Genomic DNA, 22,724 nt, shown 5'->3' with positions numbered 1-22,724 from the left:
CTATCAATTTCTCCTTATGTACTCACCTGTCTAACTGATGTTACCATGTTTGCTACAACCCTACAAAACTTTCACCATGAATTAAAAACTCAAGTATTTGTAATACCTGAAACCCTGAAAAAGGCAGAGGTGGGGATTGAAGTTGCATCTAAAACGCTGATCTGTCTCAAGGAGCTCGTAGAGCAGGAAGATTTTGAAGATGTACCTCATGAAATACACTTTTTTAAGCATCTTAAACCCTGCCCGATGAGTTATCTTATATACTTTACTGAGATGCGCACCTGTGAAATGAGAAAACCGAAAGCTGGCGCTTCTTTCCAGATTAGGTTTTATAAGAAGGAATTGCGCAAAATCAACAAATTCTTTAACCACAATATGCACTTTGTAAGGTATATGGAGGAAGAACACACCTATTTAGATCATCAGTTCTTTACGCGCAATACACAGCAGAATTTTCCAATGACCCCTATGCTGTACCACTACGATTATCCTGATTTTAGTAGTGCGTATGATATGCTCTGGGCTAAAGTGCAAGCCATGTATCGCCTTATACATTATATTCGTGATGCTCTTAAGACTCTAAATTCTCCCAGTGAAACTGTTCCGTTACCTCAGAAGTATCATGTGATGCTTTGGTCTGGGTCTAAAACAGCTTTAGTCGAACTCATTTATGCTTTACACGCGTCACAGTATCTCAATCATGGGTTGTCTGACCTTAGTACTTTAGTAGCCTCTTTTGAAGGTTTTTTCAATATTAAATTGGATGGAGTTTATAAAACGTATGGAGAAATCAAAGCCCGAAAGGGGAGTAGAACTAAGTTTTTGGAGGAGCTAATCTTAAAATTAGAATATAAGATGCGGCAGGATGACGTTTAATTTAGTAGTATAGCCTGCAGCAGATTTGAAACATAAAAGCTTTGGAATATTTTGCATTTCGTATTTTCAAAAAGGTACTCTTTTTTCAAAGCCTCAAAAGGAAAACAGTAATCGGAAACCTTGTGTATGTCGTCTTACCGTTGTGCTATTCAAACCGTTTCAAGCCTTTGGTCTTTACGTTATTCTTTGGGTTAAATCGCACAGCTCACGTGAAACTATATAGGTAGGTATGGCTTCTTTCATTATAAATTTACTTAAAAGTCTTGTCGCTAAACCTCGGGGTTGGTTTTTTTAGAATGAAACTGTAGCTCGAGGTTCATGCGTATCTGGAGGATAGAAACGGATACGCGCTCAAAAGGTTGTGTAATCATCTAAAAAAGAAGGTCTGATCATTTCATAAATGATCAGATTTACAAAGAAGCTGAACATCTTTAAGAAGTTTGACGCCAATTTGGTTAATTCATAAACCGAATGGCGCCAAACAGCATATTTAGTTTCAGTCAAGGATAGCTCAGACTATATTTTAGGAAGTTCCCATCCGTTATGGTAGTTCGCTCGAATAAGGGCATCTGCTTCAGGATTATTGAACGTTTGCGATTGCTCATCCCAATAAATTTTATTACCTGTTTTAAAGGCGATATTACCCATATGCGCTGTGATTGCTGCTCTGGCTCCTGCTTCGATATTACACTTGAGCTCGGTAGGCGTGTTATTACGTATAGTGTCAACAAAATTTTTAGCGTGATTGTCTAAGGCATTACCTTCACGGTCTTTCCAAGACACCTCCGGGGTTTTATCAATCCATTGATCGTTTTGCCTTTCCCGCTCGGGAACCACTTTCCATCCTCCTCGGTTGACCACTAAAGTTCCATTATTTCCAATAAATGCAATACCTTCTGTTGAACCATAATTACCCCCATCAATACCAGTAGCATGCTCCCATAACAGATTGAAATTTTCAAATTCATAGACGGTTTGTAGGGTATCTGGAGTTTCAGAAGCATCATCGGGATAGGCAAATTTACCACCAGATGCCAAAATAGATTTAGGAGCGCCCGCATTCATCGCATACAAGGCTATATCTAATTCGTGAACTCCCCAATCGGTCATCAGTCCTCCTGCATAATCCCAAAACCACCTAAAATTAAAGTGAAATCTATTCTCATTAAAGGGGCGTGAAGGTGCGGGACCTAACCACATGGTGTAGTCCACTTCTTTTGGAGGCGTTGTATTTGGCTTTACTGGAATGGGATTCATCCAACCCTGATACGACCAACACTTTACTAAACGTATAGGACCTAGTTTTCCTGATCTAACATAGTTAACAGCCTCATCATAATGTTGCCCACTTCGTTGCCACTGTCCCACCTGAACCATTTTAGTGTTGTAGCGTTTGGCTGCGTCAAGCATCACATTACATTCTTCGATACTGTTTGCTAATGGTTTTTCTACATACACATGCTTATCAGCCTGTAAGGCATGCACAGCATTTAAACAATGCCAATGGTCTGGTGTACCTATGATAACCGCATCAATAGCTTTATCCTCTAAGAGTTTCCTATAGTCAGTGTAACGCTTCGGTGCAGTACCAGAATTTTTTTGAAGTTCTAAAGCGCGTTTATTTAGAACCCGCTCATCAACATCTGCTAAGGCAATACACGTCACATTAGGCAATTTTAAATGTGCCTGCAAATTAGACCACCCCATCCCGTTGCAACCTATAAGTCCTAAATTTATACGGTCATTAGCTGAAAACAAATGAATAGGTTGTGCTAAAAGGCTATTGGTCAAACTTAAACCTGCAGAGGCTAAGGCAGTTTTTTGTAGGAACTTACGTCTGGGTAGTGTTCTCATATATAATAGAATAAAGGTTAGCCCTTAAATATAGTCATTTTTACTATATAGATAATTATTAGGGTGTGCATATGATCTCTACTAACCGCTATTTATGGCTACAGGAAAGACAAGATGCTATACACAAAAATCACAATCTGAAATCATATAGGGTTGCTCTCGATGTTTATAAATGATAACCTGTGCTCAAAACACGCGATACGATCCCCAATCTTCATTGGGACAGGCAGCGCGGAAACATCAATGTAAGATGTGCGTATTTCGTATTTCTACTTTTGTATTTTGTATTTCCGTTATCGTATGTTGAAAAAAGTCTCTGGTTTGGTAAACCATAAACAGCAAACAGAAACCTGCCAATTGCTACGGCCAACTGTTAATCTGTATTTCGTATTTCTACTTTCGTACTTCAGTATCTTATAAATACTACATAACCGGAAGTTCTAAGGTAACCGTAGTTCCTTGATCTTTTTGAGAAGTGAGATGGAAGGTGCCGCTCAAGGCCTCGCAGCGTTCACGAACGAAGCTTAGTCCTAGTCCATAACCGGTTTCTCCTTGGGTTCCTTTTCGTGGGATTGCCCTACCAGTACGCACCGCTTCTTGGGTTTCGGGAGTCATCCCGATGCCGTTGTCTTCTACCCTCACGTGAAGGATTTTAGCTTTTTGGGAAGATGCCAAGTGCATTGCAACTTGAACTTTTCCGTTGGTCGGCGTGAACTTTAGCGCGTTAGCAATAAGGTTACCAATGATAGGAAGGAGATTTTTTCGGGGAAAGCGCAGGACCGAAGGGGTCGCACGCACATTAAAGGCGATGGCTTTAACTTGAGCTTGCGGACTGTATAAATCGGTTAGTTTTTTGGCTAAGGCTTGGGTGTCATAAACGTGGAGCTGCTGGTCCAGAAGTGGGGTATCCTCTAAAATAGCTTCGGTTAGCTGCAACAAGCTACTGGCGGTACCTGCGGCATCGCTCAGTAAGCTTTCCAGATCGCTGCGCTGCAAGCTGCTTAAGCTGGTGGTTGAAAGCAACTGAGAGAGTCCGCTTAACGGACTGCGAATGTCGTGTGCCAGCCGGCGCTGCATACGTTTAGAATCGGCTAGCGCCTGTTCTAACAGCTGCTGTTGTTTCTGTTGTTGTAGCAAACGTTCCAGCTCTTTGGCAATCAGATGCAGTTGTTCTTTTTGCTCTTGGGTGAGGGATGTTTTATCTTTTCCTGCGACACATAAACTGCCTACGGTCACGTTTTGATCTAGCTTAAGCGGAATCCCGTAGTAAAACACATAGCCTTCATCTACCACATAGGTTGAGTCTTTAAAACGAAGATCTTCGGCTACCAGCGATTCAAAATACTGCTCCTGTTCAATGGTTACATTACAAATGGAAGTTTCCCTGGGTTTTTGTGTGGCTTGATTCTGGGTTCCGGCAACGGTCCATTGGGTATAGGCATCGATCAAATTCACCTCGGAAAGTTGCGTGCCTGTGACTTTTGCGGCGAGTTCGCTCAGCAGTTTAAAATCTTGTACAAGCTGCTGGTAATCCAGATCTAAGTCGGCCAGACTCTTTATGCGTGAATACTCTTTTGAATGCAATGCTCACTGATTTAGGGAAGGCAAAAATATCAAAATCTCTTTTGTAAAGAAGGAGGATCTCAAGTTTAAAAATACTTTAACACAGCAGCTTAGCGCCATAAAAAATCCCCGGAAGAAAAAGCTTCCGGGGATTGCTATAACATGCTGGAGCCGCTAGGCTAAAGCGTGTAGTACGGATTAATAACCCGGATTTTGCCAGTCGGCTTTCATATCCGGAGACAGGTTAGAACCGTCTTCATTGAGCAATCCGTCTATAAAGGATTGCGGTACCGGACGCAGTTCGTGCTTATTCTCAGTGATATTGGTCGCCTGCGGATTAAACGCACGCGCACGCTGAATCAAAGTTCCTGTACGAGAAAGCGTTTCCCAACGCATCCACTCGCCTAAATGCTCACGGGTACGCTCATTTAAGATAAAATGAAGGGCACGCTCATACGACCCGGAAACGCCTAATGCCGCAAGCACCGCTTCATCTTCGTCAGGCAGGTTGTCTGGGAAAGAGGTTAAACTCAGGTCAGAAGCCGCAGTGGTTACTTCAACATCCGGATTAGAAAGGTAATAGGTATTCATATTCAAATTGGAATTGACATAATTGGTAGCTGCCGAACCGGTATTGAGGCTGTTGTTTTCAAATGCAACAGAGCCATCGATATAATACGAACGATTTTCTCCTTCTTTCCAAGCAGCACGCGCACGTACGGTGTTGAGGTCGTTCATCGCATTGCCGTATTGCTGTAAACGCGCATAACACTCTGCACGCAGCAAGTAGGTTTCTGCCAGGCGTGCCATAGTCACGTCACGGTGCGCATCTCCTTTTTCTGCGAAACGAGAACCGTCATCGGTTTTGTTGATTCCGGCGAAAAAGTTTGAAATCGGTGTACTCTTAAAATCAGGCGAAACATACTGCCCATTTTGATACAACACTAACGAGTTGGGTACAAACTGCCCCGGAGTACTGGTTAGCGAACCTGAAGTTTCGGTTTGACGCATTCCTTGACGCCATTCGGGTAAGCGACCATCAACGTCTGACCAATTTGGGTTTTGAATATTGGCACCAAAAGTAAAGTCATTATAGGTATCGTCATCTTTCGTATTCAAGATCATTACAATCCCCGGATCTCCTAATTCTACCCCGGCATCGGCGTTGATCACATTGTTTACGCCATATACCGTTTTAAAGGTTTTCCACATACGCGAATCATTCACGTGATCAAAAACCGCATAGGTATATTCGGTAGGACGCAGTCGCTGAAAATCCATACCTCCAATCCATACACCACGACGTACCCAACCTCCTGAGAAATTAGAAAATTGTGGGGTGAAATAGTTATACGTACGGTTTCCGAAACGTCCTGTAGTCGATGCATCTGCATTGTGCGGCGCAGCCATTAGAATTTCGTCTAACTGCTCAGCTTCACTGTCAACACCCGTCCAATTGGCATATAAATCACGGTAATCTGCAGCGAGACCACCTCGTGCGTCAATCGCATAAGTAGCAGCTTCGATCGCTTCATTCAGGTCTCCTTGAATGTATTCTGCATTCCAATCGTCGTTACGCTCAGAAGCTCTAAACAATAAGGCTTTGGTAAGAAAGTGTGCTGCGGTAGCTTTAGTCCAGGTTACCCCTTTTCCATAGGTGTAAACTTCTCCTTCAAAGTAATTGTAAGCTTCTCTAAAGTCTGAAATGACTTGCGCCCAGGTCTCTTCATCAGTCGCTCGGGTAAAGTTACGCACCACACCTTCGGCAGGCTCTAACTGCAATACCACACCTCCGTATTGTGCGGCAAGGCGGTAGTAATTATAGCCTCGTAAAAAATGCGCGTGCGCCAGACAACGGTTGCGGATGCCCTCATCTTCAATCACCTCGGCATTAGCGATTATGGTGTTTGCCGAAGCAATCCCGTAATACATCTGATCCCAAAGCGCCGCAGGAGAGGTCGCGTTGTTGTTAGCCGCACCGGTTTCGGGCGTTGCACCTACCGGGTTCAAGCGGTTATCATAGGTGTTCCACATTTCATTAGTGAGGTCATTGGCGTTGGTGAACTCATCGGTACCGTAAAGGGTCAACCCATAGGCCCATTCGTACCCAAAATGCCATCTGATATTTCCGTAAAGGGAAACTGTAAGATCTTCAAGACCTTGAGCAGTTTCAAAATATTCTGTGGAGTACTGGTTGGTCAATTCTTCATCGAGAAAATCATCTTTACACGAGGTGCTGCCCAAAGCGAGCGCGCCACAGAGTAAAATAGTACTACTTCTTTTTAATATATTTAATTTCATCTTTTTCTTTTTTGAATTCAATTGAGGATTATAGTCCGATGTCTAAACCTACAGCAAAGCTTCGGTTGAAAATGGTTGAGTTGGTATCAAAATCATACCAAGCAGCCCCTTGATAAATACTTCCCGGGTTTACCGCTTGTACATACACTCTCAAGTTGTTTAAGCCCATTTTTTCGCTTTGCTCAGGAGAAAAATTATAACCCAGTGAAATGTTTCTGATCTTAACAAAACCGGCATCCTGAATCCCTAATAACCCTGAGAATTCATCCTGAGATCCTGAAGTCGCTTGACCTAAAATAGGCTTTTGAAAAGCAGCATCGGTATTGTCTGGCGTCCAGTAATCGATCTCACGCTGGTTAGAACGTGCGGTCATTGCCTCACCGCCTATATTGGCTTTATATCCTAAACGAGAGATGATAAGCGTACTCAATTCAAAACCTTTGTAGCTAAAGGAGTTGTTCCAACCTAAAGTCCATCGTGGTGTTGTATTGCCTAAGATCGTGCGATCGTCAGCATTCATAACATAATCGCCGTTCTGATCGGTAGGGCGCACATTACCCGGGCTGAAATCGTATCCGTTCTCATTCCATAAGGCCATTTCTGCTTGATCTTCGGGAGTGTCTTGCCACAATCCTTCGTTATCGTACCCATAAATCACTCCAATAGACTCGCCGATAAACCAGTTGTTGTCTACCATATCATTTTCGCCGTAGGCTAATTCTTCGATTTCGTCACGTTGCCACGCTACGTTAAGATCTGAAGCCCATTGGAAGCCTTTTTCGGTCGCTACCGGAATTAAATTCAGACTTGCTTCAAAACCTTTGTTGTTGGTTCTACCAATGTTAGCGATGGTAGAAGGGAACCCGGTCAGGGTAGGAATATTAACCGACATCAATAAATCTGAAGTATAGGATTTATACACGTTCAAACTACCCGAAACACGATTGTTAAACAGACCGAAGTCTACCCCTAAGTTGTACTGTGTGGTTTTCTCCCAGCCCAGATTTGGGTTGGCTAAAGACAATTGCGATCTGGAATAATACGGCTCATTGGTCGTATACCCGATTTGGTTCGAAAGTCCGTTAAACGGAAGGAAGATCGAAATAATATCTCCTTTAGTAGCGTATGGATCTACCGCTGAGTTACCTGTAGTACCATATCCTAAACGCAGCTTCAAGTTATTCACCCAATCTGCATTCGCAAGAAAATCTTCCTGATCTAATCTCCAGGCCAGCGCGGCAGAGGAGAAGAAGTCCCATTTATTGCCAGCGCCTAACTGTGAAGCACCATCCCAACGTCCTGAAACTGTAAGTAAATATTTACTGTCAAAACCATAGTTTAAACGCACCATATACGAACTCAACTGACGCTCGTTAAGGTTAGAGCCAATACTTACATTGTTTTCCGAATTGGTAAGGTCTATCGCACCGAAATTATTCCACAGCATAGAGGCTTTTGGGATATTGTTGGCAGACATGCCTGAACTTTCAATATTCCAAGAAGAAGCGGTTTGCAGTAAGGTTACATCAAGATTGTGTTTCTCTCCGAAGCTTTTGCTGTAGTTGATCTGGTTATCCAGCGTCCACGAAAAATCTCGTCTGTTGTTCAAACGCGCATAGTTAGTACCTAGTGAACCGTCTGAATTGATGCGGTGCGATGAACTTCCGTCTATGTAAACCCCTTCTCTGAAGTGACGAAAGTCAGGCCCAAAACGTATTAAGTATTCTAAACCTTTTAAAGGTTGGTAGATCTCCCCAAAATCAAAGGTAGCACTAAGACTACCCAGCGCACGCAAGGTTTGCGATAATTGGGTACTCTTATTCTCTTCGCCAATGATGGTATAAATGGTGGTCTCACCTCCCGGGTTGATCACTAAATTACCATCGGCATCATAGGGTACTGCAATATTGTAGATGTTTTTAGCAGCGCCGTAAATCGCATTAGGTACCGAACCGCTACGACCCCCTAAAGTAGAGAAACCATAATCTTGCTCACTCCACGATAGGTTAAAATTGGCATCAAACTGAAACCAATCTACCGGTTTAATACTTGCACTTAAGTTGGCCGTATAACGCTCGTAAAACTGTCCTTTTTGCGTTCCTTTATTATTTACATAACCCACAGAACCGTAAGCGTTGACTTTTTCGGTACCCCCACTGGCACTTAAGGTATGCTCGCTTAAGATTCCGGTTTGCGTTACAAAATCAGTCCAATCGGTGTTGCGCACGCGAGAAGCGTCAAAGCTTCCGTTTTGCCAACCTTGCAAAACATTATCTCGTGAAGTCTGCCCGTCAAGCGGACTGTCAAAAATATTGGTGTCATTAGCCAAAGTAGGACTGTCTGGGTGAGCATACGTCTCAGGATCGAGGTTGTATGCCGCCCAACGTCTAAAATCAATAAAGTCTGCAGCACTCATTGCCGGTGCACGATCTACGATATCAGAAGTGGTCACCGTACCCGAATAGTTTAGGGTAAATCGGCCGGTCTTTCCTTTTTTAGTCGTTACGATGATCACCCCGTTAGCCCCTCGCGATCCATAGACTGCGGTAGCCGAAGCATCTTTTAATACGTTGATCGACTCGATGTCTCTTGGGTTTATGGTTTCAATAGAAGAAGCTGAAAGCAGCGGTACCCCATCTACTACATAAAGTGGCGCATTACTCGCAGTTAACGAACGGTTTCCCCGAATACGTACCGATCCTACCGTACCAGGACGCTCACTGCTGGTAATGTCTACCCCGGCAGCTTTACCTTGTAAGGCTTGAAATACGTTACTCACAGGTTGTGTAAGCAGTTCTTCAGAACTTACTGAAGAAACCGCACCTGTAAGGTCAGATTGTTTTTGCGTTCCATACCCAACTACCACTACAGCATCGAGTTCGGCACTGTCTTCTTCCAAAGTGATCGTATAGGTGTTTTGTGCACCTACGACTTGCGAAATCGATTTCATTCCGAGGAAAGAAAAAAGCAAGGTCTCTCCTTGGGCAGCTTGTAAGCTGAAGTTACCATCAAAATCGGTTTGTGTTCCGCGCTGAGTGCCTTGTACCAAAACATTAACTCCGGGCAGCGGCATTCCGTCAGCATCAGTAACGGTCCCGGTTACCGCTTTTTCCTGAGCCCACAAGCTGGTGGAGAGCATCAGTATACTGAAACACAGTAGAAAAAATTTGTTTGTTTGTTTCATGTGTATTAGAATTATTTAAGAATATTAAACGTATCAAGTACATTTGATCGTGAAAGTAGGTAAAGAAAACGTTTGAGGTGTCCTGTACTATGATGCTTTTTAGCTAGAGAATTAGTTTAATTTTAAGTTAAATCGATTTAGAATCTAGGTTTACACGTAAGCATAAAAAAAGCTGTTCTTTAAGCAGAACAGCTTTTTTGTGGAAGCATTGCGCGAAAAAGCGTATTACTACAACTTCTTTTTATCGAAAAATACTAAAAATATCCCGGCATTAATCATACCCCGGATTTTGGTCATACAGGTTTTCTTTAACCGTGATTTGCGAACTAGGTACCGGGAACAGGATTTGGTTCTCATCCATGGTTTGCATTCGGTTTTGTACATCTTCGGTAGCGATCCAGGCATTGATCGTACTCACAACGGTACCCGTACGTACCAGATCGTACCATCTTCTGCTTTCTCCGGCAAATTCAAGACGTTTGGCCGCTAAGAGCGTTGCCAGATCCACATTGGCAACCGGATCTAAACCGGCACGGTCGCGTATTTGATTGACGATCCCATCTACTTCAGCTTGTGTTCCGTTTGCTCCCATAAGAATCGCTTCGGCTTTCATCGTTAAAATATCGGTATAACGTAGGATTGGGTAATTTAATCCCCAGTCAAAGCGGTCCTGTCCGGCGCGTTCCAGATTTAAATATTTCGTATAAAAAGGCACCGGATTGAAGTTTCCATTTTGATCGGTATATCCGTTTTGAATATCAAGATCGTCTCTAAGGTCGTCTGCCTCGTAGGCGTTGATCAAATCTGTCGCCACCTGTTTTGCAGTTTCCCCATTAGAAAAACCTACGCCATTCACGCGCAAATAGCCATCGGGCACCGGAAGGGAAGGGTATTCAGCTCCAACTCCTAAACCGCCTGAGAGGTATTCTATATTCAATACAATTTCGGCATTGTGCTCATTGTTGTAATCAAAAATAGCAGGGTAATCGCTCACAAAAGCAAAAGGTCCGTTATTGATGATATCATTAAACTGGGTTACTGCCAGATCGTATTCATCAGCATCTAAACCTGCGCCTTCAATACCGTAGGTAGGTCCGCTTCGGGTGAGATACACGAGGCCTAAGGTAGCTTTGGCAGCCCACGAAGTCACTTTACCTTGTGCGTCAGAACCATAAGAATCCGGGAGCAAATCGATGGCGGTATTCAAATCTTCGAGAATCAGGTTATAGACTTCGGCAACCGGAGCACGTGGGATCTCCAGAGTTTCGGTAGGCGTATACACCCGGTCAAACACGGGGACCTTACCGTAGGTGCGCACCAGATCAAAATAGAAAAAGGCTCTCCAGAAGCGTGCTTCTCCTATGATGCGGTTCAATACAGCGCCATCAGGTACCAACTCTTCATTGATCTGATCTAAAACGGTGTTCGCTCTAAATATTCCGGTGAAATCGGTGTTCCAGTTGTCTGCAACGATGGCATTGGTTGCGAGTGAACGATCAAAGGCATTGATAGGATCGTAAGCACGCACACCTGTAGGTGAAACCGCATATAAATTGTCTGAACGGGTTTCCGAAAGGTAAAATTGATAAATAGGATAGCTCTGTAGCGTGCTGTATATTCCGTTTACGGCAGCTTCAAAGTCTGCGGTATTTCTGTAGAAATTATTACTTCCCTGCTCAGAAATAGGCGTTTGGTCGAGTTCGTCTGAACACGAAACTACCAATACAGCTAGCAAGATTAAGGTTATATATTTTTTCATGATGCTTTTTTTAAAAGGTGAAGTTTAGACCGGTAACAATTGATTTTGAAAGTGGAAAGGCTCCATAATCATCACCGTTGCTGTTAACGGCTTCAGGGTTAAAGCCACCGTAGTATTGGTCATTACCAAACCAGTTTTCTGCGGTAACATAAATGCGTAAGCCCGAAAATAGATTGGTGTCTATCACAGCGCCTAAGTCGTAGCCCAGCGTGATGTTACGTATTCTCCAGTAGTCTGAAGAGTATAACCAGTCTGTATTTTTAATACGACCAAAGGTAGAGTAAGCTTTTCCTTCAATGCCGTTACCGGGATTTTCAGGAGATCTCCAGCGATCGCGAATAAACCCTAAATGGTTATCCTGATAGCCTTGCCCAGTTCGGTCAATCGCTCTACCAAAGGTGGAGTAGATTTTACCACCGGTTTGTCCCTGAACCAGAACGGTCAGGTCAAAACCTTTATACGTAAACGTATTGGTCATCCCATAAACATAATCGGGATTGGGATGTCCTGAGATCACACGGTCTGCCGGACTTATAACACCGTCTCCATTAGCATCAACATATTTAGGGTCGCCTTCCATCTGATTTCCGTAGAGTGCGGCGCCGTTGTCGATATCTTCCTGTGAAAGAATACCGTCTTGTTGTACTACATAAAGACTGTACAGCGGTTGACCTACCTGAAGAATATTGTGTTCAATATCAAAAGAACCACCTAGGATCGGGGAGTTATCCGGCCCTAATTGTTTTACCTCATTGGTATTGTGGCTGATGTTGAAATTAGTAGTCCAAGTAAGAGCACCCCCTTGTAGATTGCGGGTCGTTAACTCCAGTTCCCAACCGCGGTTCTCTACCTTACCAATATTGGTCACCGCTGACGAAAACCCGGAAGCGGTAGGTACCGGAACACTCAATAAAAGGTCTTTATTGGTTTTTACGTAATAGTCAAAAGAAGTAAAAATGCGTCCCTTTAAGAATCCGATGTCTGTACCAAAATTGATGGTCTCAGACTCTTCCCAGCTGAGGTTAGGATTGGCTGAATTGATAGGTACCTGCCCGGTTACAAAATTTCCACCGTAGGAATAGTTAGAAAATCCAATTCTGGAAATACTGGCGTAATCATCACTAAAAGTGTTGTTACCTGCAAGACCCCAGCTGGCTCTAAGTTTCATATTGCTGATAAAATCAACATCAGCAATGAATTTTTCTTTATCAATATTCCATCCTAAAGATGCTGAAGGAAATACTCCCCATTTGGTATCACGACCAAAATTAGACGAGCCATCACGACGTATACTCGCCGATAGTAAGTACTTGTCTTTATAACCGTATTGCGCACGACCAAAATACGACAGCAGTACTTTTTTAGTTTCAAAAGTATAGGTGCCGCTGGCGTTGATGTTGTTTGCTGCATTGAGTGTAGTGATGTCATCAGACCCAAACCCTTGAGCTGCAAGAATGCGCTGATTGTCATATTTAAAAATACTGTACGATGCTCCTCCTAATAAGGATAGGGTATGGGTGTCATTAAAATTGAGATCGTAGTTTACTGTATTCTCATTGACAAAGTTTTGCTTCTGATACGCGCTAAACGAACCAGCTGCCTGTCTATTACGATCTACAAACGAAGGCCTGAAGTATTTGTTCTTAGCTTCCGTATTATCTAAGTTAAGCGAAGATTTAATGCGTAAGCCTTCAATGATCTCATATTCTCCATAAAGGGTTGTGAGTGTTCTGAAGATTTTATTCTCTCCGATGGTGTTTTCAATAGTACGAATAGGACTCGGAACGCTGCGACCCCAGGCATAAGCGGTATTGTCGCCAATGTTATAATCCAGGCCATCTTCAGAAATAGGCGTGGCAGAAACCACATAGTGCATCAAGTTGTCTTTACCTTCAACTCCGGGATCTTGGGTTACCGAATACGAAGGCGCGATGTTCACACCAAATTTAAGATTGTCACTTGCAGTAATTTCCACATTAGCACGTGCAGAATAGCGCTTGTAGTTTACGCCCAAAGCAATACCATCTTGATTAAGATGTTCTCCGGAAATAAAATAATTTACAAATTCGTTTCCACCGCGTGCTGAAAGCTGATAGCTCTTTACTTCGCCGGTTCTAAAAAATTCGTCTTGCCAGTCGATATAATCCAGACCGGGATGACCTTCCTGAAACCAGCGGTCGTCTTTGATAAAGTTGGTGTCAAAACCGCCTAGAATGGCTTGCCGTTCTGCGCTCGTTTGGTCTGCCGTACGACCAGCTCCTGAATTTACCCAGCGGGCATCGATGATCTCCGAAGCCCGATCAACCCATTCTTCCGCGCTAAGCATATCAAGCTTTTTTACCGTTTTGTTGATCCCGTAATAAGTGTTGAAACTCAGTTTAGGTTTGCCCAGTTTTCCTGACTTCGTCGTGATCAAAACAACCCCGTTAGAAGCACGCGAACCGTAAATGGATGCGGCGGCAGCATCTTTTAAAACCTGAATAGACTCGATATCCCCGGGATTGATATTGTCTAAAGGATTTCCTGAGCCAAAATCGCCGTTGCCATTTTGTGTAGACGGCTCTAATGGAAATCCATCAATAACATAAAGTGGCTGATTTCCGGCAGAGATCGAGCCTGTTCCCCGTACCTGTACTGAAAAACTTTTTCCGGGAACCCCACTGGTTTGTTTAACGCGTACCCCGGCCATTTGTCCTACCATCGCCTGATCAACCTTACTGATGGGGCGTTGGTTTAGAATTTCGGTATCCATTGTAGCTACGGCAGTGGTAATGCTAGATTTTTTCTGTGTACCATAACCTACTAAAACTACTTCGTCGAGTTCGGCACTGTCGGCCTCCATCGTTATCGTATAGGTATTTGCGCTACCTACGGATTGTGTAATCGATTTCATTCCGAGGTATGAAAAAAGCAATACTTCTCCTTCTGAAGCTTGAAGACTGAAGTTTCCATCAAAATCGGTTTGTGTTCCACGTTGAGTGCCTTGCACCAAAACGTTTACTCCCGGTAGGGGCATTCCTTGTGCATCAGTAACGGTTCCGCTCACTGACTTTTCTTGTGCCCAAGCTAAGCCTGTGAAACACAGTATGCTTAAGCACGTCAGAATCCATTTGTTTAATTGTTTCATATTTTAAATAATTTGAGAGAATACTATATGAATTGATAAGTATTGCGTTAAAATTATGCTATTACAACGTTGTAGCTGTCCTGTACTTACCGTGCTGTGGTGTCCTGTACATTACGAATTTGAGCAATAAATAATAGTTTTCACAGGACGGCACAGGATAGCAAATGCTTCTTGAACTTCTAATTTTAGCCTAACTTGAAGCGCTTTGCAATGCATTGTATTTTCAATTTTCAACACTCTTTTATGCGTTTTTCTCTTTTTTCCACAGTGGTGGGTTGCTTATTGTTTTTTAGCTGTCAACATCAGGACACCCAAGCGGTCGCAACTGATGCGGCTCTTTGGCCAGAACTGACACAAACCGCTAAGCCCTGGACGCGCTGGTGGTGGATGGGAAGCGCGGTTGATAAACCCAACATCAAAGAACATCTAATCGCTTTTGAAAAAGCCGGATTGGGCGGCGTAGAGATCACTCCTATATATGGAGCTAAAGGCGAAGAAGAACAATTTCTCGAGTTTCTTTCTCCGGAATATTTAGAGCTTCTTGATTTTACAATCACTACTGCAGACAGCCTGGGGCTTGGTGTAGATATGGTTTTGGGTACCGGATGGCCGTATGGTGGCCCTCAGGTAGAGCGTGAATTTGCCGCGACCAAATTGGTTGTTCAAAAGTACGAACTCAAGCAAGGCGAGGTCTTTGATCAAGAATTAAAGCCGGATGCAAAAGAACGACAGCCCGCGTCCCTGAGCGCTGTGCTGGCTTATGATACTAAGGATAATTTTAAAGATCTAACCTCAGATGTAACTGAAAACAAATTAAAGTGGACCGCGCAAGATGCTGCTTACACGGTTTATGCTTTGTTTACCGGCAAAACCGGGCAGCAAGTAAAGCGGGCAGCTCCGGGAGGTGCCGGCTATACCTTAGATCATTACTCTAAAGAGGCATTTGAAGATTATGTACAACCTTATGATACAGCATTTTCCGAAATTCAAGGGCATCTGCGCGCGATTTTTAACGACAGCTATGAAGTTTATGGTACCGACTTTACACCGAAGTTTTTTGATTTTTTTAAACAATGGCGGGGTTATGACCTTAAACCTCACATCAATCTTTTATTGAGTGATAGCGATAACGATTTAGGAAATCGCGTTAAGAGCGATTATCGCGAAACACTGTCTGATTTACTCCTGCATCAATTCAATGAGCCTTGGACCGATTGGTCAAACCAACACGGATTTAAAACCAAATTACAAGCCCACGGCTCGCCGGGGAATCTTATTGATCTTTATGCTTCGGCAGATATCCCGGAGTGTGAGACTTTTGGTTCGATGCCTTTTGATATCAAAGGCTTTCGACGCGAAGAAGAAAATATTCGTACGGGCGATGCAGATCCCGTGATGCTCAAATTCTCTTCTTCGGCAGGTCATATTGCCGGGAAACCGCTTATTTCCTCAGAAACTTTTACCTGGCTTAGAGAACATTTTAAAACAGCCTTGTCTCAGGCAAAGCCTGAGGCGGAAGAATTACTGCTCAATGGCGTGAATCATATTTTCTTACACGGCTCTACGTATTCTCCGGAGCGTGCCGGTTGGCCGGGCTGGAAGTTCTATGCTTCAGTAAATTTTAGTCCGAAGAATACCATCTGGAAAGATGCTTCGGCATTGTTTGGCTACCTCGGCAATGTGCAATCGGTTTTACAAGAAGGAAAAGCAGATAACGAGACCTTGTTATATTGGCCTATTTATGACCAATACAATAGTTACAAGGATGGGAATTTATTTTTTCAGTTTAAGATCCATTCTTTAAATGAGTGGTTGCTTGATACGCCGTTCTATGAGACCACAAACACCTTGATGGATAAGGGCTACGGTGTCGATTTTCTTTCGGATGCTTTTTTAAAGCAAGCTAAAGTAGAAAATGGAAACATCGTTTTACCCGGCGGAACTTATAAAGCTTTGGTAATTCCTGATTGCGAATTCATGCCGTTAGCCAGTTTAGAAAAACTGGTAGCACTCAAAAACGCCGGAGCTTCTGTGATCTTTACCGGCTTACCAGAAAGCGTTCCCGGATATTTTGAATATGAACAACAAACTGCAGCACTTCAAGACCTGATCGCTAAAAATAATTTAGCCATTACTGCTTTAGAATCAGGTCTACGTGCAGCGGAAGTACATCCTGAAACCTTAGTAGAATCGGGATTGAAATTTATCAGAAGAGCTCAAGGCAATTCTAAGATTTACTATTTGGTCAATCATACTTCAGAAGCTATTGATACCTATATTCCATTATCGGGCAATGTCGATAATGCAGTGCTTTTAGATCCGCTTACGCGAAAAGTGGGTACGGCAGCTGTTCGTACTACCGAAGGACAGGCTGAGGTTAAAGTGCAAATAGCTTCGGGCGATGCGTTGATCTTAAAAACCAATTGGAGTTTGCCTGAAGAACACTGGGCGTATACGACGCCAATGGCTGAAGGAATTCCGCTAGAAACTGAATGGAATATCAACTTTGAAGAAGGAGGACCTGTGCTTCCGGAAGCTGCGACTTTGAGTAGTTTAAAATCCTGGACGAAACTTGGCGAAGATGCTGAGCATTTTTCAGGTACTGCAAGCTATACCACCACGTTTACTAAACCGGAAACCGAAGCAGGTACATGGCAACTTGATCTGGGAGATGTAAGAGAAAGTGCTGCCGTGTGGCTGAATGACACCTATGTGGGTACCGCTTGGTCGGCGCCATACCATTTGGATCTTGGTGCATTGCAGGCCGGGGAAAATACTTTAACCATTAAGGTGACCAATCTGGCAGCAAACCGACTTCGCGCTAAAGAATTGCGCGGGGAAGAATGGAAGACCTTTTACGAGATCAATATGGTAAATAAAGATTATAAACCTTTTGATGCCACCGTCTGGGAACCTACACCTTCAGGACTTTTGGGGCCTGTTCAATTGGTGCCATTGGCTATAGAAACAAAATAATTCACGAGATATAAAACGAATATAGATGAGAAAACTACTGGTTTTAGCTGTTTTGGCAGCATTCAACTTTAATTGTGCGGCGCAGCAACAAATCAATCGGGATGATGTGCTCGCAAAAATGGAACTTGCCAATGCGTATTTTATGAAGAAATGGCCTGATGTAGGCAAAACCATCATCACCAATAAAGAACGCCCGAGTAACATTTGGACGCGCGGCGTGTATTATGAAGGTTTGATGGCTTTGCACGAGATCTACCCTAAAAAAGAATATTATCAATATGCTTTAGATTGGGCCGATTTTCATCAGTGGGGTTTCCGCAGTGGAAATGAAACCCGTAATGCAGATGATTATGATGCAGCGCAGACTTACATTGATTTGTACAATTTGCAACCCGATCCTGAAAAGCTGAAGAACACCAGAGCCTGTATGCAAAAGTTTTTGGTAACACCACAAAATGGCGATTGGGATTGGATCGATGCCATACAAATGGGAATGCCGGTTTTTGCTAAAATGGGCGTACTGGAAAATGATGCGCGCTATTTTGAAAAGATGTACGAGATGTATATGGAAAGCCGCAACGTTATTGGTGAAAAGGGTTTGTTCAATCCGGAAGATGGTTTGTGGTGGCGTGACGCTGATTTTGATCCGCCGTACACTGAGCCTAACGGAGAAGACTCGTATTGGAGTCGTGGTAATGGTTGGGTGATCGCTGCGTTGGCAAAGACGCTTTCGATCATTCCTGAAGATGCTCCGCACCGCGAGCAGTATATTGAAGACTTGCAGGCGATGGCCGAAGCCCTTGTAAAAGTACAGCGCGAAGATGGGTTTTGGAATGTGAGTTTGCACGACCCAACACATTTTGGAGGGAAAGAAACTTCGGGTACGGCTTTATTTGTCTACGGAATCGCCTATGGAATCAACAACGATTTATTAGACCGTGAAAAGTACTTGCCGGTAATTACCAAAGCTTGGAATGCGATGGTCTCAGAATCGCTTCACGAGAATGGCTTTTTAGGTTGGTTACAATCCACCGGAAAAGAACCAAAAGACGGGCAGCCCCTATCTTATGAGAAGATCCCTGATTTTGAAGACTATGGTTTGGGGTGCTTTCTGCTGGCAGGAGCCGAATTGTACCGTTTAGAATACTAAAATTTAAGGGATGCCTAAACGCTTAAAAAATATACTTATGCTACTAGGCTTTGCAGTTACGCTGCAAAGCCTTTTTGCACAGCGCCAAACCTATAATTTCAATAGCGATTGGCAGTTTAAAACCGGTGAGATTGAAGGTGCTGAGGCTACTTCTTTTGACACCGAAGGATGGACGGAGGTAACATTGCCGCACGCGTACAATCAAGAGGAGGCCTTTTTAAAATCCATTGATGAGCACAGCACAGGAATTGTTTGGTACCGTAAAAATTTTGTACTTCCGGAAGCGGCAAAGGGACAAAAGATCTTTTTAGAATTTGAAGGCATCCGTCAAGGTGGAGACATTTTTGTAAATGGGAAACAGATAGGTTTGCACGAAAACGGGGTAATGGCTTTTGGTTTAGATCTTAGCGATATCGTTGTATTTGACGGGAAGGAGAATTCTATTGCCTTGCGCATTGACAATGATTGGCATTACCGTCAGCGCAGCACTAATGCAACCTACAGGTGGAATAACATCAATTTTAATGCAAACTACGGCGGGATTCCTAAAAACGTATTTCTGCACATTACCGATAACTTATATCAAACGCTTCCGCTGTATTCAAATCTTGAAACTACGGGAGTTTATGTCTATGCTATGGCTTTTGATATTCCACAGGCCTCAGCGACTGTGCACGTCGAATCTGAAGTAAAAAACGAATATGACTCATCTAAAACCTTTCAATATTCGGTAGCTGTTTTTGACCTGGATAATAAAAAGGTTGCTGAATTTACGGGAGCGGAAACTAGTCTTAAACCGGGGGAGCGCACGATAGTTTCCGCAGCACAACGTCTCAATGATTTGAATTTTTGGAGTTGGGGTTACGGGTATTTGTATACGGTTAAATCGATGTTGAAAGTTGATGGTAACGTCATTGATGAAGTCAGTACCCAAACCGGTTTTAGAAAGACCGAATTCAAAGAAGGAAAAGTTTATCTCAACGATCGCGTATTGCAAATGAAAGGCTATGCCCAGCGCACCAGTAATGAGTGGCCGGCGATCGGGATGTCTGTCCCGGCGTGGTTGAGTGATTTTAGTAATCGTATGATCGTCGAAGGCAACGGAAATCTTGTACGTTGGATGCACGTGACTCCGTGGAAACAGGATATCGAGTCTTGCGATCGCGTGGGCCTGCTCCAAGCGATGCCTGCCGGGGATGCCGAAAAAGATTCTCAAGGCGACCATTGGAAACAACGTACCAACCTGATGCGCGACGCAATAATCTACAATAGAAATAATCCCAGTATTGTGTTTTATGAAAGCGGGAATGAGTCCATTAGTGAGGCGCATATGGCCGAGATGAAGAGCTTACGCGATACCTACGACCCCTATGGCGGGCGTGCTATTGGTTCGCGTGAAATGCTAGATAGCCGTGAAGCAGAATATGGTGGCGAGATGCTTTACATCAATAAAAGTGCAGGAATCCCGATGTGGGCTACTGAGTACAGTCGGGATGAAGGGATGCGCAAATATTGGGATGAGTTTTCACCACCTTTTCATAAAGAAGGCGACGGACCTTTATACAAAGGGGAACCGGCAACGTCTTACAATCACAATCAGGATCGGCACGCGATCGAGGATGTTATTCGCTGGCATGATTATTATGAAGCCCGCCCGGGAACCGGTCACCGCGTGAGTTCGGGGGGTGTGAATATTATTTTTTCAGACTCCAACACGCATTATCGCGGGGAACAAAATTACCGTACGAGTGGGGAAGTAGACCCGATGCGTATTCCTAAAGACGGCTATTTTGCACATCAGGTGATGTGGAATGGCTGGGTAGATACAGAAGAGCACGGCACGCATATGTTGGGGCATTGGAATTATCAACCCGGCACACAAAAAGATTTTTATGTGGTTTCTACCGGCGAAAAAGTCGAACTTTTTATCAACGGAACGTCGCAAGGCTTTGGTAAGAAAGCTTACAGTTTTCTGTTTACGTTTGAAGATCTAAGGTTTGAAACCGGTAGTGTCAAAGCCGTGAGCTATGATGCCGAAGGAAGGATCCTGAGCACAGCAGAAAAGACCACCGCAGGAACACCACATAGCATACGATTGAAGCGTTTAGAAGCACAACTTCCATTTAAAGCTGATGGTGCGGATGTTGCCCTTTTTGAAGTTGAAGTGGTCGATAAAGACGGGCAGCGTTGTCCAATTGATAATTCTAAGATCGAATTTGAACTGGATGGTCCGGCAACCTGGCTGGGTGGTATTGCAGATGGTCCTGATAATTACATTCAGTCGAAAGTGCTTCCGGTTGAAAATGGTGTAAATCGCGTGATGATTCAATCTACGACGCAGGCCGGGAGCATCAAGATTAAAGCTAAAGCTTCCGGAATCAAAAATGCTTCTATACAATTGGATTCCGAAGCATTTGAAACCCAAAACGGATTGGCAAATGTATTACCCGGAGCAGATTTGTCATCTTATCTCGACCGCGGTCCTACACCCAAAACACTTTCTTTTTCATGGAAACGTAAGCCGGTGTTTATTCGTTCGGCACGAACCGCTAATGAAGAAGATGAACCGTATCTGAGTTATGATGATAACGAACTCACCGAATGGCGCAATGACGGTCAAGCAAAAACCGGTTGGATCACCTATACCTTAGCCAAAGAAGCTGAGGTCAATGAATGCGTGATTAAATTGACCGGTTGGCGCAGAAAAAAATATCCTTTACGTATTTTAGCAGGGGATGAAGTCCTCTTTGAGGGCGAGTCCTGGCAAAGTCTTGGGTATATCACCATTCCTCTGAAAACAGTAAAAACTGATGAGATCACGGTGCAGTTGGCCGGCGCTCAAAAGGAGGAAGATGGCTTTAATGATATTGTTGAGGTTGATCCCAATAAGGAACTTGATTTATTTAAAGACGATAAAGCGGCAGCAGCCAAAGGGCAGTTGCGTATAGTAGAAATAGAATTTTATGAAGAATTATAAATCCGTTTATTCGGTATTCGTATGGGTTTTAGGCGTTAGTTTTGTGAGTATGAACAGTCTTCACGCACAAAAGGAAGTCAAACTTTGGGAAAACGGAGTTCCTAACAGTAAAACCGATGCAGCCTATCAAGAAGTACAACACGCTGATAACGGGCAGGTGTATGGTGTAGATAAGGTTACCGATCCTACGTTGACCATTTACGAGCCCGAAGCCGTCAAGGCCAACGGAACTGCCGTAGTGATTTGTCCGGGTGGTGGTTATGGTCATTTGGCGATTGATAAAGAAGGCTACAAACTTGCTGCCTGGTTTGCCGAGCAAGGCGTAACCGGTTTTGTATTGAAATACAGACTCCCCAGCGATGCGATTATGGAAGATAAAAGCATAGGGCCACTACAGGATGTACAGCGTGCCATTCGCTATGTGCGCGAGCAGGCCTCTACTTACGGAATTGATACTTCAAAAGTGGGAATCATGGGCTTTTCTGCGGGAGGGCATTTAGCATCAACCGCAGCTACGCATTATGCTGATAAGGTTTATGATGCCACCGAAGGCGTTTCCGCAAAACCCGATTTTTCGGTGTTGATCTATCCCGTGATCAGTATGCAAAATGGTATTACGCATCAGGGTTCTAAGGATAATTTATTAGGGAAGAAAGCCTCCAGAGGCGCTGCGTATGCGTATAGCGGCGAGTATCAAGTAACGCCCGAAACCCCGATGGCTTTTCTGGCGCACGCCACCGATGATTATGCGGTTCCTGTAGAAAACAGCATTAACTACTACTTAGCATTGAAAGATGCCGGAGTTCCTGCGGAAATGCATTTATACGAAGATGGCGGCCACGGTTTTGGAATGGGAGGCACCCACACGGCCGATTCCTGGCCCGCAGCATTAAGCCTTTGGATGAAAAAGCACGACTTGATTACTGAATAAATGGCATCAATTAGTTTACGCTAAAC

Annotated in this window: 11 protein-coding genes; 5 read left to right on the top strand and 6 right to left on the bottom strand. The window is 43.7% G+C overall.

Annotation, left to right across the window (positions count from 1 at the left end; translation table 11 throughout):
• Window positions 1-45 precede the first annotated feature (45 nt).
• A complete protein-coding gene (locus BUA96_RS03005) occupies window positions 46-876 on the top strand; it encodes an RteC domain-containing protein (RefSeq protein ID WP_072980188.1) in 831 nt (276 codons plus the stop codon).
• 516 nt (window positions 877-1,392) lie between these two features.
• Here the strand turns inward: BUA96_RS03005 and BUA96_RS03000 are convergent.
• The 6 genes from BUA96_RS03000 to BUA96_RS02975 form a co-directional block, all read right to left on the bottom strand.
• The gene (locus tag BUA96_RS03000) at window positions 1,393-2,730 is read right to left on the bottom strand and encodes a Gfo/Idh/MocA family protein (protein ID WP_072980186.1); all 1,338 of its coding nucleotides are present in this window, start codon (window positions 2,728-2,730) and stop codon (window positions 1,393-1,395) included.
• Between the two features lie 423 nt (window positions 2,731-3,153).
• Window positions 3,154-4,314: a sensor histidine kinase gene (locus BUA96_RS02995; protein ID WP_072980184.1), complete on the bottom strand. Its 1,161-nt coding sequence runs from the start codon at window positions 4,312-4,314 to the stop codon at window positions 3,154-3,156.
• Between the two features lie 177 nt (window positions 4,315-4,491).
• Entirely contained in the window at window positions 4,492-6,594 is a 2,103-nt protein-coding gene (locus tag BUA96_RS02990; RefSeq protein WP_072980182.1) for a RagB/SusD family nutrient uptake outer membrane protein, read from the bottom strand.
• A 28-nt stretch (window positions 6,595-6,622) separates the two neighbouring features.
• Entirely contained in the window at window positions 6,623-9,778 is a 3,156-nt protein-coding gene (locus tag BUA96_RS02985) for a SusC/RagA family TonB-linked outer membrane protein (RefSeq protein ID WP_072980180.1), read from the bottom strand.
• A 271-nt stretch (window positions 9,779-10,049) separates the two neighbouring features.
• On the bottom strand, window positions 10,050-11,537 hold the full coding sequence (locus tag BUA96_RS02980) for a RagB/SusD family nutrient uptake outer membrane protein (RefSeq protein WP_072980178.1): 1,488 nt from the start codon (window positions 11,535-11,537) through the stop codon (window positions 10,050-10,052).
• Between the two features lie 10 nt (window positions 11,538-11,547).
• Window positions 11,548-14,664, bottom strand: a complete 3,117-nt coding sequence (locus BUA96_RS02975) for a SusC/RagA family TonB-linked outer membrane protein (RefSeq protein WP_072980176.1) — start codon at window positions 14,662-14,664, stop codon at window positions 11,548-11,550.
• A gap of 243 nt (window positions 14,665-14,907) precedes the next feature.
• Between BUA96_RS02975 and BUA96_RS02970 the strand changes: the two genes are divergently transcribed.
• The 4 genes from BUA96_RS02970 to BUA96_RS02955 are packed head-to-tail and all read left to right on the top strand — an operon-like array spanning window position 14,908 to window position 22,698.
• On the top strand, window positions 14,908-17,640 hold the full coding sequence (locus BUA96_RS02970) for a glycosyl hydrolase (protein WP_072980485.1): 2,733 nt from the start codon (window positions 14,908-14,910) through the stop codon (window positions 17,638-17,640).
• A gap of 25 nt (window positions 17,641-17,665) precedes the next feature.
• A complete protein-coding gene (locus BUA96_RS02965; RefSeq protein WP_072980174.1) occupies window positions 17,666-18,790 on the top strand; it encodes a glycoside hydrolase family 88/105 protein in 1,125 nt (374 codons plus the stop codon).
• A gap of 10 nt (window positions 18,791-18,800) precedes the next feature.
• The gene (locus tag BUA96_RS02960; protein WP_072980172.1) at window positions 18,801-21,767 is read left to right on the top strand and encodes a glycoside hydrolase family 2 protein; all 2,967 of its coding nucleotides are present in this window, start codon (window positions 18,801-18,803) and stop codon (window positions 21,765-21,767) included.
• Window positions 21,754-22,698: an alpha/beta hydrolase gene (locus BUA96_RS02955; protein WP_072980170.1), complete on the top strand. Its 945-nt coding sequence runs from the start codon at window positions 21,754-21,756 to the stop codon at window positions 22,696-22,698. The genes BUA96_RS02960 and BUA96_RS02955 overlap by 14 nt, the downstream gene beginning before the upstream one ends.
• Window positions 22,699-22,724 lie beyond the last annotated feature (26 nt).

It is taken from the genome of Leeuwenhoekiella palythoae, assembly GCF_900130045.1.
GTDB lineage: Bacteria > Bacteroidota > Bacteroidia > Flavobacteriales > Flavobacteriaceae > Leeuwenhoekiella > Leeuwenhoekiella palythoae.
The sequence above is the reverse complement of the archived record's forward strand: the minus strand, read 5'-3'. Positions and strand labels throughout refer to the sequence as shown.

Coding starts and splice junctions, on each gene's coding strand:
- BUA96_RS03005 (WP_072980188.1), top strand. CDS start 46: ATGTTTGCTACAACCCTACAAAACTTTCACCATGAATTAAAAACTCAA.
- BUA96_RS02970 (WP_072980485.1), top strand. CDS start 14,908: ATGCGTTTTTCTCTTTTTTCCACAGTGGTGGGTTGCTTATTGTTTTTT.
- BUA96_RS02980 (WP_072980178.1), bottom strand. CDS start 11,537: ATGAAAAAATATATAACCTTAATCTTGCTAGCTGTATTGGTAGTTTCG.
- BUA96_RS02990 (WP_072980182.1), bottom strand. CDS start 6,594: ATGAAATTAAATATATTAAAAAGAAGTAGTACTATTTTACTCTGTGGC.
- BUA96_RS02985 (WP_072980180.1), bottom strand. CDS start 9,778: ATGAAACAAACAAACAAATTTTTTCTACTGTGTTTCAGTATACTGATG.
- BUA96_RS02975 (WP_072980176.1), bottom strand. CDS start 14,664: ATGAAACAATTAAACAAATGGATTCTGACGTGCTTAAGCATACTGTGT.
- BUA96_RS03000 (WP_072980186.1), bottom strand. CDS start 2,730: ATGAGAACACTACCCAGACGTAAGTTCCTACAAAAAACTGCCTTAGCC.
- BUA96_RS02965 (WP_072980174.1), top strand. CDS start 17,666: ATGAGAAAACTACTGGTTTTAGCTGTTTTGGCAGCATTCAACTTTAAT.
- BUA96_RS02955 (WP_072980170.1), top strand. CDS start 21,754: ATGAAGAATTATAAATCCGTTTATTCGGTATTCGTATGGGTTTTAGGC.
- BUA96_RS02960 (WP_072980172.1), top strand. CDS start 18,801: ATGCCTAAACGCTTAAAAAATATACTTATGCTACTAGGCTTTGCAGTT.